The sequence below is a fragment of the Cupriavidus sp. U2 genome (assembly GCF_009663685.2).
Taxonomy (GTDB): Bacteria; Pseudomonadota; Gammaproteobacteria; order Burkholderiales; family Burkholderiaceae; genus Cupriavidus; species Cupriavidus necator_C.
The window spans coordinates 130,597-146,072 of record NZ_RCOG02000032.1 but is presented as its reverse complement, the minus strand read 5'-3'; the positions used below and the strand labels follow the sequence as shown (position 1 = coordinate 146,072).

At 64.6% G+C, this 15,476-nt stretch carries 14 protein-coding genes; 8 read left to right on the top strand and 6 right to left on the bottom strand.

Annotated elements, in window-relative coordinates:
• The first annotated feature begins 14 nt into the window (after positions 1 to 14).
• The 3 genes from ppsA to D9X30_RS24960 all read left to right on the top strand — a co-directional run bounded on the left by ppsA (position 15) and on the right by D9X30_RS24960 (position 3,996).
• Positions 15 to 2,399 (top strand): phosphoenolpyruvate synthase, encoded by a 2,385-nt coding sequence (gene ppsA / locus D9X30_RS24970; RefSeq protein ID WP_153947779.1) that lies wholly within the window; start codon positions 15 to 17, stop codon positions 2,397 to 2,399.
• Positions 2,400 to 2,578: 179 nt separating this feature from the next.
• Positions 2,579 to 3,004 carry an NfeD family protein gene (locus D9X30_RS24965; protein WP_153947778.1) on the top strand — a complete coding sequence of 142 codons (426 nt, stop codon included), beginning with the start codon at positions 2,579 to 2,581 and terminating at the stop codon, positions 3,002 to 3,004.
• A 53-nt stretch (positions 3,005 to 3,057) separates the two neighbouring features.
• A complete protein-coding gene (locus D9X30_RS24960; RefSeq protein ID WP_153947777.1) occupies positions 3,058 to 3,996 on the top strand; it encodes an SPFH domain-containing protein in 939 nt (312 codons plus the stop codon).
• Between the two features lie 56 nt (positions 3,997 to 4,052).
• On the opposite strand, the gene smpB is transcribed toward D9X30_RS24960, so the two are convergent.
• A complete protein-coding gene (gene smpB / locus D9X30_RS24955; protein WP_092599990.1) occupies positions 4,053 to 4,502 on the bottom strand; it encodes an SsrA-binding protein SmpB in 450 nt (149 codons plus the stop codon).
• Positions 4,503 to 4,687: 185 nt separating this feature from the next.
• Here smpB and D9X30_RS24950 point away from each other — a divergent pair, with 185 nt between their 5' ends.
• Positions 4,688 to 5,128, top strand: coding sequence for a type II toxin-antitoxin system RatA family toxin (locus D9X30_RS24950; protein WP_066735285.1), 441 nt, complete (start codon positions 4,688 to 4,690; stop codon positions 5,126 to 5,128).
• Positions 5,112 to 5,471 (top strand): RnfH family protein, encoded by a 360-nt coding sequence (locus D9X30_RS24945; RefSeq protein WP_153947776.1) that lies wholly within the window; start codon positions 5,112 to 5,114, stop codon positions 5,469 to 5,471. The genes D9X30_RS24950 and D9X30_RS24945 overlap by 17 nt, the downstream gene beginning before the upstream one ends.
• 31 nt (positions 5,472 to 5,502) lie before the next feature.
• On the opposite strand, the gene D9X30_RS24940 is transcribed toward D9X30_RS24945, so the two are convergent.
• Positions 5,503 to 6,045 (bottom strand): DUF4124 domain-containing protein, encoded by a 543-nt coding sequence (locus tag D9X30_RS24940; RefSeq protein WP_153947775.1) that lies wholly within the window; start codon positions 6,043 to 6,045, stop codon positions 5,503 to 5,505.
• A 92-nt stretch (positions 6,046 to 6,137) separates the two neighbouring features.
• On the bottom strand, positions 6,138 to 7,100 hold the full coding sequence (locus tag D9X30_RS24935; protein ID WP_153947774.1) for a DMT family transporter: 963 nt from the start codon (positions 7,098 to 7,100) through the stop codon (positions 6,138 to 6,140).
• A gap of 115 nt (positions 7,101 to 7,215) precedes the next feature.
• Here D9X30_RS24935 and guaB point away from each other — a divergent pair, with 115 nt between their 5' ends.
• From guaB to guaA, 3 genes are all read left to right on the top strand, one after another.
• Positions 7,216 to 8,679, top strand: a complete 1,464-nt coding sequence (gene guaB / locus D9X30_RS24930; RefSeq protein ID WP_092599978.1) for an IMP dehydrogenase — start codon at positions 7,216 to 7,218, stop codon at positions 8,677 to 8,679.
• 94 nt (positions 8,680 to 8,773) lie between these two features.
• Positions 8,774 to 9,439 (top strand): hypothetical protein, encoded by a 666-nt coding sequence (locus D9X30_RS24925; protein WP_153947773.1) that lies wholly within the window; start codon positions 8,774 to 8,776, stop codon positions 9,437 to 9,439.
• On the top strand, positions 9,414 to 11,033 hold the full coding sequence (gene guaA / locus D9X30_RS24920; RefSeq protein WP_153947772.1) for a glutamine-hydrolyzing GMP synthase: 1,620 nt from the start codon (positions 9,414 to 9,416) through the stop codon (positions 11,031 to 11,033). The genes D9X30_RS24925 and guaA overlap by 26 nt, the downstream gene beginning before the upstream one ends.
• Positions 11,034 to 11,158: 125 nt before the next feature.
• Here the strand turns inward: guaA and D9X30_RS24915 are convergent, their stop codons facing one another.
• The 3 genes from D9X30_RS24915 to D9X30_RS24905 all read right to left on the bottom strand — a co-directional run bounded on the left by D9X30_RS24915 (position 11,159) and on the right by D9X30_RS24905 (position 15,305).
• Positions 11,159 to 12,334 (bottom strand): GGDEF domain-containing protein, encoded by a 1,176-nt coding sequence (locus tag D9X30_RS24915; RefSeq protein ID WP_153947771.1) that lies wholly within the window; start codon positions 12,332 to 12,334, stop codon positions 11,159 to 11,161.
• A gap of 129 nt (positions 12,335 to 12,463) precedes the next feature.
• The gene (locus tag D9X30_RS24910) at positions 12,464 to 13,696 is read right to left on the bottom strand and encodes an amidohydrolase family protein (RefSeq protein ID WP_153947770.1); all 1,233 of its coding nucleotides are present in this window, start codon (positions 13,694 to 13,696) and stop codon (positions 12,464 to 12,466) included.
• Between the two features lie 85 nt (positions 13,697 to 13,781).
• Positions 13,782 to 15,305 carry an MFS transporter gene (locus D9X30_RS24905; protein WP_153947769.1) on the bottom strand — a complete coding sequence of 508 codons (1,524 nt, stop codon included), beginning with the start codon at positions 15,303 to 15,305 and terminating at the stop codon, positions 13,782 to 13,784.
• Between the last annotated feature and the right edge of the window lie 171 nt (positions 15,306 to 15,476).

Sequence of the window (15,476 nt, the reverse complement as noted above, 5' to 3'; positions counted from 1 at the left end):
GTTTTGAGGCTTTTATGACCAACCAGGTAAATAACGGCGCCTACGTGCTGCCGTTCGAAGAACTGCGCATGCAGGACGTGGAGACCGTCGGCGGCAAGAATTCGTCGCTTGGCGAGATGATCTCGCAGCTGGCCGGCGCCGGTGTGCGCGTCCCCGGCGGTTTTGCCACCACCGCGCTGGCATTCCGCGACTTCCTCGAACACAACAACCTGACCGCCCGCATTTCCGAACGCCTGAAGACGCTCGACGTCGATGACGTGAAGGCCCTGGCCGAAGCCGGTGCCGAGATCCGCAACTGGGTGGCCTCGGCGCCGTTCCAGCCGCGTCTCGAGGCCGAAATCCGCGAGCACTATGCACGCGTGTCGGCGCGCGAAGGCGCCGAGGCATCGTTCGCCGTGCGTTCGTCGGCCACCGCTGAAGATCTGCCCGACGCTTCGTTCGCAGGCCAGCAGGAGTCGTACCTCAACGTCAGCGGTATCGACGACGTGCTCGACAAGATCAAGCACGTGTTCGCGTCGCTGTACAACGACCGCGCCATTTCCTACCGCGTGCACAAGGGCTTTGCCCATGACGTGGTGGCCCTGTCGGCCGGCGTCCAGCGCATGGTCCGTTCGGACCTGGCAGCCTCGGGCGTGATGTTCACGATCGATACCGAGTCCGGTTTCCCGGACGTGGTGTTCATCACGTCGAGCTATGGTCTTGGCGAAACGGTGGTGCAGGGTGCCGTGAACCCGGACGAGTTCTACGTCTTCAAGCCGACGCTGCAAGCCGGCAAGTACCCCATCATCCGCCGTTCGATCGGCTCGAAGCTGATCAAGATGGAATTCACCAAGCCGGGCGAAGCCGGCCGCGTGAAGACCGTGGACGTGCCGCCCGAGCTGCGCAACCGTTATTCGATCAGCGATGACGATGTGAACGAGCTGGCCCGCTACGCGATGATCATCGAGAAGCACTATGGCCGCCCGATGGACATCGAATGGGGCAAGGACGGCAAGGACGGCAAGATCTATATCCTCCAGGCGCGTCCGGAAACCGTGAAGAGCCAGTCGGCCGGCAAGGCCGAGCAGCGATTCAAGCTGAAAGGCACGTCTGCGGTGCTGACCAGCGGCCGTGCAATCGGCCAGAAGATCGGCACGGGCCCGGTCCGCGTGATCAACGATCCGTCCGAGATGGAACGTGTGCAACCTGGCGATGTGCTGGTGGCCGACATGACCGACCCGAACTGGGAGCCGGTGATGAAGCGTGCCGCGGCGATCGTCACGAACCGTGGCGGCCGTACCTGCCACGCCGCGATCATCGCGCGTGAACTGGGTGTGCCGGCCGTGGTCGGTTGCGGCGATGCCACCGACGTGCTGAAGGACGGCACGCTGGTGACGGTGTCGTGCGCCGAGGGCGACGAAGGTCGCATCTACGACGGGCTGCTCGAAACCGAGGTCACCGAGGTCATGCGCGGCGAAATGCCGGAGATCGAGACCAAGATCATGATGAACGTCGGCAATCCGCAGCTGGCGTTTGATTTTGCGCAGATCCCGAACCACGGTGTTGGCCTGGCTCGCCTGGAATTCATCATCAACAACAACATCGGCGTTCACCCGAAGGCAATTCTCGACTATCCGCAAGTCGATGCCGACCTGAAGAAGGCCGTGGAATCGGTGGCCCGTGGCCACGCCGGCCCGCGTGCCTTCTACGTGGACAAGCTGGCCGAAGGCATGGCCACGATCGGCGCGGCGTTCTATCCGAAGCCTGTAATCGTGCGTCTGTCGGACTTCAAGTCGAACGAGTACAAGAAGCTGATCGGTGGTTCGCGCTACGAGCCGGACGAGGAAAACCCGATGCTGGGCTTCCGTGGTGCTTCGCGCTACATCGCCGACGACTTCGCCGAAGCGTTCGAGATGGAATGCAAGGCCATGAAGCGCGTGCGCGACGAGATGGGCCTGACCAACGTCGAGATCATGGTGCCGTTCGTACGGACGCTGGGCCAGGCCGAGCGCGTGGTCGAGCTGCTGGCCAAGCACGGCCTGAAGCGTGGCGAGAATGGTCTGCGCATCATCATGATGTGCGAGGTGCCGTCCAACGCGATTCTGGCCGAAGAGTTCCTGCAATTCTTCGACGGTTTCTCGATCGGCTCGAACGACCTGACCCAGCTGACGCTGGGCCTTGACCGCGATTCGGGCATGGAACTGCTGGCGAAGGACTTCGACGAGCGCGATCCGGCCGTCCGTTTCATGCTGCAGCGCGCCATTTCCACGGCGCTGCGCTTGGACAAGTACGTCGGCATTTGCGGCCAGGGCCCCTCGGACCATCCGGACTTTGCAGCCTGGCTGGCCAAGGAAGGCATCAAGTCGATCTCGCTGAATCCTGATTCGGTCGTGGAAACCTGGCAGCAACTGGCTTCCTGAGGCATTTCGCGTCACAATAGCGACGTACCCGAACAAGCGGCGTCCGGCCTGATGGGCCGGCGCGCCGTGTGGCACCGGCCCTGCGGTCAGGTGTTCCAACTGCCCCCGCAGACGCCGCAGGCGTTTGGCGGGGGTTTTGTTTTTTCGGGCTGGTGACTGGCTGGCTGGAAAGGAACGGGATGACGTCGTACTACTTTTGGTTTGCCGCGTCCGTGGTGCTGTTGATCGCGGAAATGGCCACCGGCACGTTTTATCTGTTGATGGTCGCCTGCGGCGTGACAGCCGGCGGCATTGCCGCACTGCTGGGTGCCGAGGTACCCGTGCAGACGGTTACCGCGGCAGTGGTTGCCATCGTGGCCATCGTGGCCATGCGGCGCACACGCTTCGGCAGGCTGCGCCGTAGCGATGCCGCGACCAACCCGGACGTGAATCTCGATATCGGACAGGAAGTCGAAGTGTCCGCCTGGGATGCCTTCCGTCGCGCTCGCGTGCCCTATCGCGGCGCTGACTGGACCGTGGAGCTGGCTCCCGGGACCGACCCCTCCCCGGGGCGCTACACAATCATCGAAGTTCGCGGCGCCACGCTTATCGTGTCGCCGCGCTAGCCTGGCGCTTGCCTCTGCCTTGCAGGTTTTTTTCTCTTTGACGGGAGTCGTACATGCTTGCCTATCAGCTCGGTCTGTTTCCGCTGATTCTGCTCATTGCCGCCATCGTACTGATTGCGAAGTCCATCAAGATCGTGCCACAGCAGCACGCCTGGGTGCTGGAGCGGCTGGGACGCTACCACGCGACGCTGACGCCAGGCCTGTCGATTGTCGTGCCGTTTATCGACCGCGTGGCCTACAAGCACATCCTCAAGGAAATCCCGCTCGATGTGCCGAGCCAGGTTTGTATCACCAAGGACAACACGCAGTTGCAGGTCGACGGGGTGCTGTACTTCCAGGTGACGGACCCGATGAAGGCCTCGTACGGATCGAGCAATTTCGTGGTGGCTATCACGCAGTTGTCGCAGACGACGCTGCGGTCAGTCATCGGCAAGCTCGAGCTGGACAAGACGTTCGAGGAGCGCGAATTCATCAATCACAGCGTGGTCAACGCCCTCGACGAGGCGGCGGCCAACTGGGGGGTGAAGGTGCTGCGCTACGAGATCAAGGACCTGACGCCGCCGAAGGAAATCCTGCACGCGATGCAGGCCCAGATCACGGCGGAGCGCGAAAAGCGGGCGCTGATCGCGGCATCCGAGGGCAAGCGCCAGGAGCAGATCAACCTGGCCTCGGGCGCGCGTGAAGCGGCCATCCAGAAGTCCGAAGGGGAAAGGCAGGCGGCCATCAACAAGGCGCAGGGCGAGGCCGCGGCCATTCTGGCCGTGGCGGAAGCCAATGCGCAGGCGATCGAGAAAATCGGTCACGCCATTCGCGGAGAGGGCGGTACGGAGGCGGTCAACCTGAAGGTGGCCGAGGAATACGTGGCGGCCTTTGGCAACCTGGCGAAGCAGGGCAATACGCTGATCGTGCCGGGCAATCTCGGGGAGATGAGCTCGATGATTGCTTCTGCGCTGCAAATCGTGAAGGGTCAGAAGGTCGAGAAAGTGCTCTGACGCCATCTGGCATCGCTGAACACCAAAACGAAAACGGAGGCCGAGGCCTCCGTTCTTCATTCCTTCTCGCTTTTCATCAGACGCGCCTTCTCGCGCTGCCAGTCGCGGTTCTTTTCGGTCTCCCGCTTGTCGAACTGCTTCTTGCCCTTGCCCAGGCCGATTTCGCACTTGATGCGGCCGCGCGTGTAGTGCAGGTTCAGCGGCACCAGCGTATAGCCGCGCTGCTCCACCTTGCCGATCAGTTTCCTGATCTCGTCGGCCTTGAGCAGCAGCTTCCGGGTGCGTACCGGATCGGGAGTGACGTGCGTGGAGGCGCTTTGCAGCGGGCTGATGTGGGCGCCGATCAGGAACATCTCGGCGTTGCGCACCACAACATAACCTTCCTTGATCTGCACGCGGTTCGCCCGGATCGCCTTGACTTCCCAGCCTTCCAGCACGATCCCGGCTTCATAGCGTTCTTCGATGAAGTAGTCGAAAAAGGCCTTCTTGTTGTCAGCGATCGTCATGCGGGAGGTGATTTCCTAAATTTGACCGGCGCGGCCCGGCAGGCCGGCGGCAGTGAGGGTGCGCAGCAACATGACTGCGGCCGAGCGCGCCAAGGCGTGCCGTGTTCGCGGCTGTCGGCTAAAATCCTGATTTTAGCAAACCGCTCCGGCCCGGCCCAGTCCCGAGGTGCCCGCAACCCGTATACATGGCAGACGTCCATAAATCCGTCCTGCTCGGCTTCTCGGCCGAACAGATGTACGACCTGGTCACGCGCGTGGAGGACTATCCCAAGTTCCTGCCATGGTGCGGTGGCGTGGAGGTCTTCGAGCAAACCGACACGCTGCTCGATGCCAAGATCCATATCCATTTCAGCGGCATCAAGCAGTATTTCCACACGCGCAATACCCAGGAGCGTCCAACTCGTATCGATATGACGTTCGCGGACGGTCCTTTCAAGACCTTCAACGGTTCCTGGCGGTTCACGCCATTGCGCGCCGATGCCTGCAAGATCGAATTTCACCTGCATTACGAATTTTCGAGCGTCATTCTCGAAAAAATCATCGGTCCGGCGTTCAGCGTGATCGCCAACACGTTTGTGGATGCCTTTGTCAAGCGGGCCGAGGTGGTCTATGCCAAGCAAGGCTGAAGCATCGGCCACCGTCCGCGTTTCGGTCTGCTATGCCCGTCCGGATGCGGTGTTCCTGAAGGAAGTTGCCGTCCCGGAGGGCACGACCATCGTCGGCGCCATTCAATCCAGCGGGTTGACCGGGGCGCACCCGGAAGTGGATCCCACGACGATGCGCGTGGGAATCTACGGCAAGCTGAAAACGCTGGATACCGTGGTGCGCCAGGGTGATCGGGTGGAAATCTACCGTGTCCTGACGGCGGATCCGAAGACCGCCCGGCGCAAGCGCGTGCAGAAAACCCGGGCATCCGGGATGCGCGAGGGCCAGAAATGGCTGCGCGGCGGAGGCGGGCAGGGCGCCTGAGCAGGGTCCCTGCCTTCAGGGCATCAGCCTGTCAGCCGCTGCACTGCTGGTTGATCGAATCGTTGGTGCGGGCCAGTTCGGCCGTGCGCTCGTCGTCGTTGAGGCGCATCGGGGCGCCGTCGGCACCCGATCGGGACACCCGCACGCCGGCACTCAGGCCGGTGGCGTAGTTGCGCAGCTGCTGGCACCGTTCGTCGCGCGCCAGCTGGGTGCGTTCCTTGGCGGCAGCTTCCAGATCGGCCTTGATGCGGGCATCGCGGCGCTCGCGGAATGCCTCGTCGGCATCGACGGGCTTGTCGGCCTTGGCCTTGGCGCTGACCTGCTGCATGCGCGCGCTGCCGGTCGGCGCCGGGTTCCCGTCGGCCTTGGCGGTTTCCATTTCCAGCGGTCGATAGGCACCGGCTACCCGGCCCGGCGCGGCCAGGATGGCCCGTTCAGGCACCGATGGCGACGGCGGAACATCGCTGTAGACCGTGCGGCCGTTGGCGTCCTTCCATTGCCACTGAGAGAAGGCGGTGCCGGGAATGGCCAAGCTTGCGGCAATCAGCAGGTACAGCGCGGACGATCGTTTCATGGCGAAATCGTGAGCGGGTCGAGCAGGTTGTGTTGGCATCAGTCGCCAGTGGGGTTGACTTTCGTGTGACCCACCCGGCATTGGTCGCTAGTCTACTGAGACTTGTCCGTCGCATGCAAGCGGACCGACCAGGCTACGCCGGCCATCAGCAAGACAATTGCGGCGATTTCCAGCGGTCGCGGCCAGCGGTGATCGAACACGAACCCGTATGCCAGCGCGAACAGCGTCTCGAAGACGATCATCTGACCGGACAGCGTGAGCGGCAACCGGCGGCTCGAAATGTTCCAGAGATTGTTGCCAATTAGCGACGCTCCCAACGCAACCGCCGCATTGACGGTCCAGAACCACTGCCAGTCCCGGGCGCTGCCTGGGGCCGTCAGCGCGTCGCCGAACGCGAGCCAGCCGGCGATTGCCAGGATCAGCGACACCAGCCCGGTGGACAGCCCATAAAGTGCCGACCACTCGTTGCCGCTGAAGTGCGGGTGCCGCTGCAGGTAGCGCGCGTTGTCCACGGCATAGAGCGTCCAGCAGACCAGCGCCCCAGCCGCACAGAGCACGCCGGCGATTTTCTGCCACACGGGGCGGATCGTTACGTCCGCCACGGCCGCGCCATGTGCGCCGCCGCCACCGCCGAACAGGTCGACGTTGATGCAGGCGATGCCGGCCGCCACTACCAGCAGCGGCAGCGTCAGGCGGCGCAGCGGCACGGCGCCATGGTCGCGCCGGCCCATCAGCGTGACCGAGATGGGCAGGATGCCGATGATCAGCGACGTGGGGCCCACGCCGGCCAGTTGTACGCCGAACGCCAGCAGCACGTAGTAAAGCAGGTTGCCGGTAAAGGCTTGGCGCAACAGGGCCACGCAGTCGGGGCGTGTCAGCTTGCGGGCAATGCGGCGCATCAGCGGCAGGGCGGCGACCAGGGCCACCAGGCCGTACGCCAGATAGCGGCCGATCGCCAGTTCCCAGGGAGAAAATGCCGGCAGCAGCTTGGGGGCGATGAATACCATTCCCCAGAATGCGCCCGCCAGCAGCCCGCACAGTACGCCGATTCCCATGGTCTCCCGATGCCTTGTTTGAAAAAGGTGGCCGAGAATAGCAAACGGCTTGCAACAACGCATCAGCAAATCCTGCATTCCTGTATAATCTGCTTTTGCGCCTAGAGGATTCGCTATGCGTCTTGTCCAGAAAGCACTCACATTCGATGACGTGCTGCTCGTCCCGGCCTATTCGGCCGTCCTGCCCCGGGATGTTTCCCTCCGCACCCGACTGACCCGTTCGATCGAACTCAACATTCCGCTGCTGTCCGCCGCCATGGATACGGTGACGGAAGCGCGCCTGGCCATTGCCATGGCGCAGGCTGGCGGTATCGGTATCGTTCACAAGAACCTGAAGCCCGCCGACCAGGCTCGTGAAGTGGCGCGTGTAAAACGCTACGAATCGGGTGTGCTGCGTGATCCGATCACCATTTCGCCGGACATGAAGGTTCGCGATGTGATTGCGCTGTCGCAACAGCACGGCATTTCGGGTTTCCCGGTGCTCGAGGGCAAGACCGTCGTCGGCATCATCACCAACCGCGACCTGCGTTTCGAAGAAGAACTGGACGCACCTGTGCGTGCGAAGATGACCCCGCGCGAGAAGCTCGTGACGGTGGCCGAAGGCGCGCCCCTGGAAGAAGCCAAGCGCCTGATGAACCGCCACCGCCTTGAGCGCGTGCTGGTGGTGAACGCGGCGTTCGAGCTGCGCGGCCTGATTACGGTAAAGGACATCCAGAAGGCCGTGGACAATCCGCTGGCCAGCAAGGATGCGCACGGCCAGCTGCGCGTAGGCGCCGCAGTGGGCGTGGGCCCGGACAACGATGAACGCGTGGAACTGCTGGTCAAGGCCGGCGTCGACGTGATCGTGGTGGATACCGCGCACGGCCACAGCCAGGGCGTGCTGGACCGCGTGCGCTGGGTCAAGCAGAACTTCCCGCAGGTGCAGGTGGTGGGGGGCAATATCGCCACCGGCGCCGCCGCGCTGGCGCTGGTCGAGCATGGTGCCGATGGCGTCAAGGTCGGGATCGGCCCTGGCTCCATCTGCACCACACGTATCGTGGCCGGTGTCGGTGTGCCGCAGATCACGGCCGTGTCGAACGTGGCCGAGGCGCTCAAGGGCACGGGCGTGCCGCTGATCGCCGATGGCGGCGTGCGCTATTCGGGCGACGTGGCCAAGGCCCTGGCGGCTGGTGCCCACACCGTGATGATGGGCGGCATGTTCTCGGGTACCGAGGAAGCCCCGGGCGAGGTGTTCCTGTTCCAGGGCCGCTCGTTCAAGAGCTACCGTGGCATGGGTTCGGTCGGTGCGATGAAGGATGGCGCGGCTGACCGCTACTTCCAGGAAGACAACACCGCCAACGTCGACAAGCTGGTGCCGGAAGGCATCGAAGGCCGGGTTGCGTACAAGGGGCCGGTGCAGGCAATCATCCACCAGCTGACGGGCGGCATCCGCGCGTCGATGGGTTACTGCGGCGCCAGCTCGATTCCGCAGTGGCACGAATCTGCCGAGTTCGTGCAGATCACGGCAGCGGGCATGCGCGAATCGCATGTCCATGACGTGCAGATCACCAAGGAAGCGCCGAACTACCATATCGATTGATGTCGATCTGGCCTGCCCTGACGGGCACCACGGCCGCGCCGGTTCTGTCGAGGTTGACGGGGCCTGCGCGGCCGCGCCGCAATAAGGAGCGACCATGAAGGTATTGCTGCGAGCCGTGCTGTTTTTCGATGCGGTGCTCGACTTGCTGCTTGGCCTGCTGCTGCTGATGTCGCCGTTCACCACGCTGTACGCCGCGCTGCAACTGCCGGTGCCGGAGCCGGCCCTGTTCGGGCAGCTGCTGGGCGTGGCCACGCTCGGCATGTCATGGCTGCTGTTTACGGCCACATTCAATGGACATATGACGGTGCCCGTGGCGCGCGTCGCCGGGTTGATCAACCTGGCCAGCGCGATACTGGTGGCCGGCTGGACGCTGTTCCTGGACATGCCCGTCCAGCCGGCCGGCAAGGTCTGGCTGCTGACGATGGCGGCCATGCTGCTGTTCTTCGCCATCGTGCTGATTCCGTCGGCCAAGAAGGTGCGGCTGCGTGAACGCGCGCTGGCCGACCAGGCCAAGGCCGACCGCGACGCGCGTGCCGCCGGCGTTCCCTATCCGACCGACGTTACCGACGTGACGGATGTCGCCGACAGCGGCATTGGCCGCCCGGCGCGCCCGGCGACGTCCCCCGCATCCCCCGAATACCGGCGCGAGCCGGTCATCACGCCGCCGCCCGGCTATGGCCCGGGCACCGAAGTCATGACCGAACCCGATCCGGATGCACTGCCCACTGCCAATCATGCACGACAAAATCCTCATTCTTGATTTCGGTTCGCAAGTCACGCAGCTGATCGCCCGCCGCGTTCGCGAAGCGCACGTCTACTGCGAAATCCATCCGAACGACGTGACCGATGAATTCGTCCGCGAGTTCGCGCCAAAGGGCGTGATCCTGTCGGGCAGCCACGCCAGCACCTACGAAGACCACCAGCTGCGCGCGCCGCAGGCCGTGTGGGATCTGGGCGTGCCGGTGCTGGGCATCTGCTACGGCATGCAGACCATGGCCGTGCAGCTGGGCGGCAAGGTCGAATGGAGCGATTCGCGCGAGTTTGGCTACGCGGAAGTCCGCGCCCATGGCCATACGAACCTGCTCAAGGGCATCGAGGATTTCAGCACGCCCGAAGGCCACGGCATGCTGAAGGTCTGGATGAGCCACGGCGACAAGGTGACCGCGCTGCCCGAAGGCTTCAAGCTGATGGCATCGACGCCGAGCTGCCCGATTGCCGGCATGGCCGACGAGGCCCGCGGCTACTACGCCGTGCAGTTCCACCCGGAAGTCACGCATACGTCGAAGGGCCGCGAGATGCTCGATCGATTCGTGCTGCAGATCTGCGGCGCGAACCCGGATTGGGTGATGGGTGACCACATCGCCGAGGCCGTGGCCAAGATCCGCGAGCAGGTGGGCGACGAAGAGGTGATCCTGGGCCTGTCCGGCGGCGTTGATTCGTCGGTGGCGGCTGCGCTGATCCATCGCGCCATCGGCGACCAGCTGACCTGCGTGTTCGTCGATCACGGCCTGCTGCGCCTGGACGAAGGCAAGATGGTGATGGACATGTTCGCGGGCCGCCTGCACGCCAAGGTCATCCATGTCGACGCATCGGACCAGTTCCTGGGCCACCTGGCCGGCGTGACCGATCCGGAGCAGAAGCGCAAGATCATCGGCCGCGAGTTCGTGGAAGTGTTCCAGGCCGAAGCAAAGAAGCTGACCAATGCCAAGTTGCTGGCGCAGGGCACGATCTACCCGGATGTGGTGGAATCGGGGGGCACCAAGACCAAGAAGGCGACCACGATCAAGAGTCACCATAACGTGGGCGGACTGCCCGAAACGCTGGGGCTGAAGCTGCTGGAACCGCTGCGCGACCTGTTCAAGGACGAAGTGCGCGAACTGGGCGTGGCGCTGGGCCTGCCCCCGGAAATGGTCTACCGCCATCCGTTCCCGGGTCCGGGCCTGGGTGTTCGTATCCTGGGCGAGGTCAAGCGCGAGTACGCCGATCTGCTGCGCCGCGCCGACGCGATCTTCATCGAGGAACTGCGCAAGACCATCGCCACCGAGCAGGATGCCGCCGCCGGCCTGTGCGAACCGCATCAGGTGGGCAAGAGCTGGTACGACCTGACCAGCCAGGCATTCGCAGTGTTCCTGCCGGTGAAGTCGGTTGGCGTGATGGGCGATGGCCGCACGTACGACTACGTGGTGGCGCTGCGCGCCGTGCAGACCACGGACTTCATGACCGCTCACTGGGCGCACCTGCCGTACGCGCTGCTGGGCCGTTGCTCGAACCGCATCATCAACGAGGTGCGCGGGCTGAATCGCGTGGTGTACGACGTTTCGGGCAAGCCGCCTGCAACGATCGAGTGGGAATAATCCCCGGGCCTTAGGCCGTCCGGCGCCTGGCGGGGCCGGATGCGCCGGTTCCGATCCCGGATCGGGCGGATGCCAGCAGGTATCCGCCTGCCGGACCTCCGCTCACATGGCGTCCCCCGGCCAACTCAAACCGTCGCCGACCGCTCCTCGGTTTGCGCGATTTCCAGACGATTCCCACCCAGCGCCTTGGCCCGGTACAACGCCTGGTCAGCTGCGACCAGTGCGTCACTCAGCACTGGCGTTTCCCGCTCGAATTGCGCCAGCCCAATGCTGACTGTGGCCGGAATGCCGACGCCCCCGATACGGCCCGCGATATTTTGGGCGAACTGCGCCGCCACGGTCGCGCCGAGCGTGCCGGCGCGCTGCGCGTCTGCGCCATATAGCAATGCAGCGAATTCCTCGCCGCCGATGCGTGCGAACAGGATGTCCGGCCCCATGACGCCCCGGGCGATCTCCGCGAACGATTTCAGCACCTCGTCGCCGGCCTGGTGACCGTAGCGGTCGTTGATGGCCTTGAACTGATCGAGGTCGAACGCCAGGACGGCTACCGGTCGGCGGTGGTCTTCGGCCGCCAGAATGCGTTGGCCCTGTTCGAAAAACCACCGGCGGTTGCCAAGGCGGGTCAGGTAGTCGGTCTGGGATTCTTTCAGCAACTGCGTGTGGCTGTCTTCGCGGATCAGCTTCAGGATCGTCATCGGGAGGATCACCGAATACAGGACCCCCTCGTACATCGTGATCTTGCTCGCGATGCCCTGCATGGCAGGCCCGTACGCCGACACGAGCCAGGGCAGCGCAAAGGCACGGCCGGCGTAGAGCAGGGCGTGGATGCCCGCCACGGCCACGACGATGTGACGCGCGAAAAATGGCTTCAGTGCCTCACACCGCAGCATTTCGCGTGCAGTCATGGCGCTGATGATGGCAATGGGGAACGCGCTGACGTAGTTCCAGACAGCATCCAGCCATCGTGTGCCGGAAACTGCCCAAACGACTGCCATGCCGCACAGCACGACGCCGACGGTGATGCGGTAGCGCCGGCTACTGAGCGCCGCAACGCCATTGAGGATCAGCAGGTAGCCGCACAGCATCACCAGGTTCGCGAGTGCCGACCCGAGCACACCGGGCACGGCGCGCCGGAAGAGCACCGTCACGCAGCCGACGGCAAGCGTCGCAAATGCCGCGGACAGAATGCGCAGGGCCTTGCCGTGCCGAGGATTGGCCAGGTGTTCCCAGAACATCATGCCCGCACTGGCGAGCAGCGTTCCAATAGCCAGAAGGTAAAGGGTAAGGAGATCGACGTACATCCGGATGACATGACATTGCGCCGGGGCTGCGCGCCGGCTTGCGAATTCTACGTTGGAATTACGGCATGTCGTGGATGCTTCCGAAGATCTCCGGCAGGTGTTTCGACGATTCCCGGGCTGTGGGCGTTTTCAGCCCGGCAGGTCGAGATCGCCAAATCGGTAAATGCGTCCGCCGCGCATGACAAAGTCCACCTGGGCGGTGGCCGCGATGTCGGCCAGGGGATCGCCTGGCATCGCCACGATGTCGGCCTGGCGTCCGACTTCAAGCACGCCGATGTCGGTGCGCTGCAGGAGGGCTGCGGCCACGCTGGTGCCCGCGCGCAGCGCCCGGGCCGGCGACAGGCCGGCCGCCACCATCGCCTGGAATTCTAGAATGCCGCGCGAGAACGGGAACATGCCGCAGTCGGTTCCCAGCGCGATGTGGGCGCGGCTGGCGGCCATGCGCCGCTGGGCCCGCTCGATCTCGGGCAGGTCCCGCGTGAACTTCCAGACCGCCTGCGGCGGCAGCGTGTTGGCCGCCAGCATGTCCTTGTCTTCCTGCGTCATCTGCATGGTTGGCACCAGGAAGGCGCCCGACGCCTCGGCCAGCGCAATGCCTTCGTCGTCGATCAGGTAGCAATGTTCCAGGCTGCGCGCGCCGGCACGCAGGGCCTGCTTGCAGCCTTCGGCGGCGCCCGTGTGCACGGAAACCGGAAGGCCCAGCTGATGCGCGGCGGCTGCTGCGGCCTCCATTTCTTCGTCGAACCACGTCACGCGCGCCGGGTCGTCGCCAAAGCTCATATAGCCGCCGGTGTTCATGGTCTTGATCCAGTCGGCGCCGTGCGCGGCCTGGCAACGCACCTGCTTGCGGATATCGGCGGGCGAGTCGGCCGTTTTCGACAGCCCCAGATGGCAGCGGCACGGCAGCGCGCCCTGCATGTCGCCATGGCCACCCGATCCGCTGATCATATGCGGCGCCACGAACAGGCGGGGCCCGGTCAGCCGGCCCGCGTTGATCGCGTTGCGCAGCTCCAGCCCCGGCCAGTCATCGTCGAACGTGCCAAGGTCGCGCAGGGTGGTGAAGCCATAGCGCATGTACTGGCGGGCCAGGCTCAGGCCGGCCAGCGCCTTGCCGGCGCTGGACTGCAGGATCTGCTGCTTCAGGTTCATCCCGTCCAGGAACAGGTGAACGTGCGTGTCGATAAAGCCCGGCGCGATCGTGCGATGGGACAGGTCGATCACGCGGGCATTGCGCGGCCGCGCCACCGACGGCCCGATGGCGGCAATCGTGTCGTGTTCGATCAGGATTTCGGTGGGTCCCTGCAGGGTGTCGCCGAGACCGTCGAACAGGTTGCCGCAGATAAGAACGATGGATGCAGACATGGAACAGGCCTCCTTGATGAGGACATCAGTACGGAAGACATAAAAGCCGCAGTTGCAGGCGTTACCGTGCGCGGATGCCGGCCCATCACCGGGCAGGCACACCGGGTTTGGCGCGCGGGATGGTTGCCATGATCGAAATGGCCGCCACGACGACCATGCAGAGGTTGAATGCCAGCGCCAGGATGGCCGCCGTACGCACGGCCACCTGGTCCTGGGCGCCCTGGAAGTCGATCAGGCCGTCGAGCATCTGCGCGCCTTCGGCATGGGTGCGCACGGCCGTGAAGATCGTGGCCGAGATGGCCACGCCGAACGCGCCGCCCAGCGACGATGCCATCTTGTAGATGCCGGCGCCGGAGCCCGCCTGGTCCGGCGGCAGTGCGGACAGCGCGGCATCGGTGGACGGGGTGGCATAGAACGCCAGGCCGATGCCCTGCAGGGCAAAGCCGATGGTGGCGACAACCTTGTAGTCGGCCAGCGTCAGCTGCGTCATCGCCAGGCAGATCACCGACGCGCCCGTCAGCGCGCAGCCCCACAGCATCGGCTTGCGGGCGCCAAACCGCTGCAACAGCTTTTCGCCGACGCGGATAAACGCAATGATCGTGATGGCGAAGCCGATGGTCAGCACGCCGGCCTGCTGGGCTGTCATGTTCCCGCCAAGCTGCGCCAGCTGCATGACCACGATCAGCGTGCCGGCCACGCCGTTGAGCATGAAGTTGGAAATCGTCGCGCCGGTGTAGGTGCTGCTGCGGAACAGGCGGAAGTCGATGAACGGGTCTGCGGCGCGGGCCTCGTGGCGCAGGAACACGAAGCCGAAGATCACCACGGCTGCCACCAGCAACAGCGTGCTGACGCTGGTCCAGCCGAACCGGGCACCCTGCGTGACCACCACCTGCAGCGCGATCATCGCGACCATGAAGGTGAAGATGCCCTTGCGGTCGATCTTCGCGTCGTGCCGGTCCTCGGCCCGGCTTTCGGGCGTGCCCCGGATCATCAGCAGGCCGGCCACGGCCGCCGCGATCGACAGGAAGAAGATCGAGCGCCAGCCGAACTGGGCCGCGATGGTGCCGCCAAAGATCGCGCACACGCCCGAGCCGCCCCACGATCCGATCGACCAGATGCTGATGGCGCGCTGGCGTGCCTTGCCGGGCCAGTACGTCTTGATCAGCGCCAGGCTCGACGGCATGATGCACGCCGCCGACAGGCCCTGCAGCGCGCGGCCCGCCAGCAGGCAGGGAATGGCCAGCGGGCCGGCCGGCGCGATCGCCACCAGCAGCGAGCCCGCGATGCTCAGGCAAAAGCCGAGCTGCAGGATGCGGTAGCGCCCCACGCGGTCGGCGATGCCGCCCATGAACACGATGAAGATGCCGGAGAACAACGCGGTGATGGCCACGGCGATGTTCATCGTGGTGGGCGACAGGCCCAGCGTGGCGCCCATGTCCGGCGCAATGTTCAGCGTGGTCTGCGCGAACAGCCAGAACGTCAGCACACCCAGCACGATGCCGAACAGCACCCGGTCGTTCCCGGCGAAGTTCGGCGGCTGCGCGCGCTCGGAGGCTGGCGAAAGGCCAGCTTCAGGATTCCCTGCGGTGGTACCTGTAGCGTGATTCATGGCGTCTATCCCTCGATGGCCGTTGTGTTGTCAACGATGCGAGCCATCGTATTTCCGGGGGGAGCCGTGGACGTTGACGCGGATCATGGGTGGCGGCGCGGCATCGTAGTCCGCTGGAATTGGCGTTATCCAGCCGCGCGTTTGATGCAGACCAATGCAGCCGCCACGGGC

What these genes read in the sequence shown, in the direction of transcription:
- D9X30_RS24925 (WP_153947773.1), top strand. Translation starts at nt 8,774, where the DNA reads ATGAAGGTATTGCTGCGAGCCGTGCTGTTTTTCGATGCGGTGCTCGAC.
- D9X30_RS24915 (WP_153947771.1), bottom strand. Translation starts at nt 12,334, where the DNA reads ATGTACGTCGATCTCCTTACCCTTTACCTTCTGGCTATTGGAACGCTG.
- guaA (WP_153947772.1), top strand. Translation starts at nt 9,414, where the DNA reads ATGCACGACAAAATCCTCATTCTTGATTTCGGTTCGCAAGTCACGCAG.
- ppsA (WP_153947779.1), top strand. Translation starts at nt 15, where the DNA reads ATGACCAACCAGGTAAATAACGGCGCCTACGTGCTGCCGTTCGAAGAA.
- smpB (WP_092599990.1), bottom strand. Translation starts at nt 4,502, where the DNA reads ATGACGATCGCTGACAACAAGAAGGCCTTTTTCGACTACTTCATCGAA.
- D9X30_RS24960 (WP_153947777.1), top strand. Translation starts at nt 3,058, where the DNA reads ATGCTTGCCTATCAGCTCGGTCTGTTTCCGCTGATTCTGCTCATTGCC.
- D9X30_RS24950 (WP_066735285.1), top strand. Translation starts at nt 4,688, where the DNA reads ATGGCAGACGTCCATAAATCCGTCCTGCTCGGCTTCTCGGCCGAACAG.
- D9X30_RS24965 (WP_153947778.1), top strand. Translation starts at nt 2,579, where the DNA reads ATGACGTCGTACTACTTTTGGTTTGCCGCGTCCGTGGTGCTGTTGATC.
- D9X30_RS24935 (WP_153947774.1), bottom strand. Translation starts at nt 7,100, where the DNA reads ATGGGAATCGGCGTACTGTGCGGGCTGCTGGCGGGCGCATTCTGGGGA.
- D9X30_RS24945 (WP_153947776.1), top strand. Translation starts at nt 5,112, where the DNA reads ATGCCAAGCAAGGCTGAAGCATCGGCCACCGTCCGCGTTTCGGTCTGC.
- D9X30_RS24910 (WP_153947770.1), bottom strand. Translation starts at nt 13,696, where the DNA reads ATGTCTGCATCCATCGTTCTTATCTGCGGCAACCTGTTCGACGGTCTC.
- D9X30_RS24905 (WP_153947769.1), bottom strand. Translation starts at nt 15,305, where the DNA reads ATGAATCACGCTACAGGTACCACCGCAGGGAATCCTGAAGCTGGCCTT.
- D9X30_RS24940 (WP_153947775.1), bottom strand. Translation starts at nt 6,045, where the DNA reads ATGAAACGATCGTCCGCGCTGTACCTGCTGATTGCCGCAAGCTTGGCC.
- guaB (WP_092599978.1), top strand. Translation starts at nt 7,216, where the DNA reads ATGCGTCTTGTCCAGAAAGCACTCACATTCGATGACGTGCTGCTCGTC.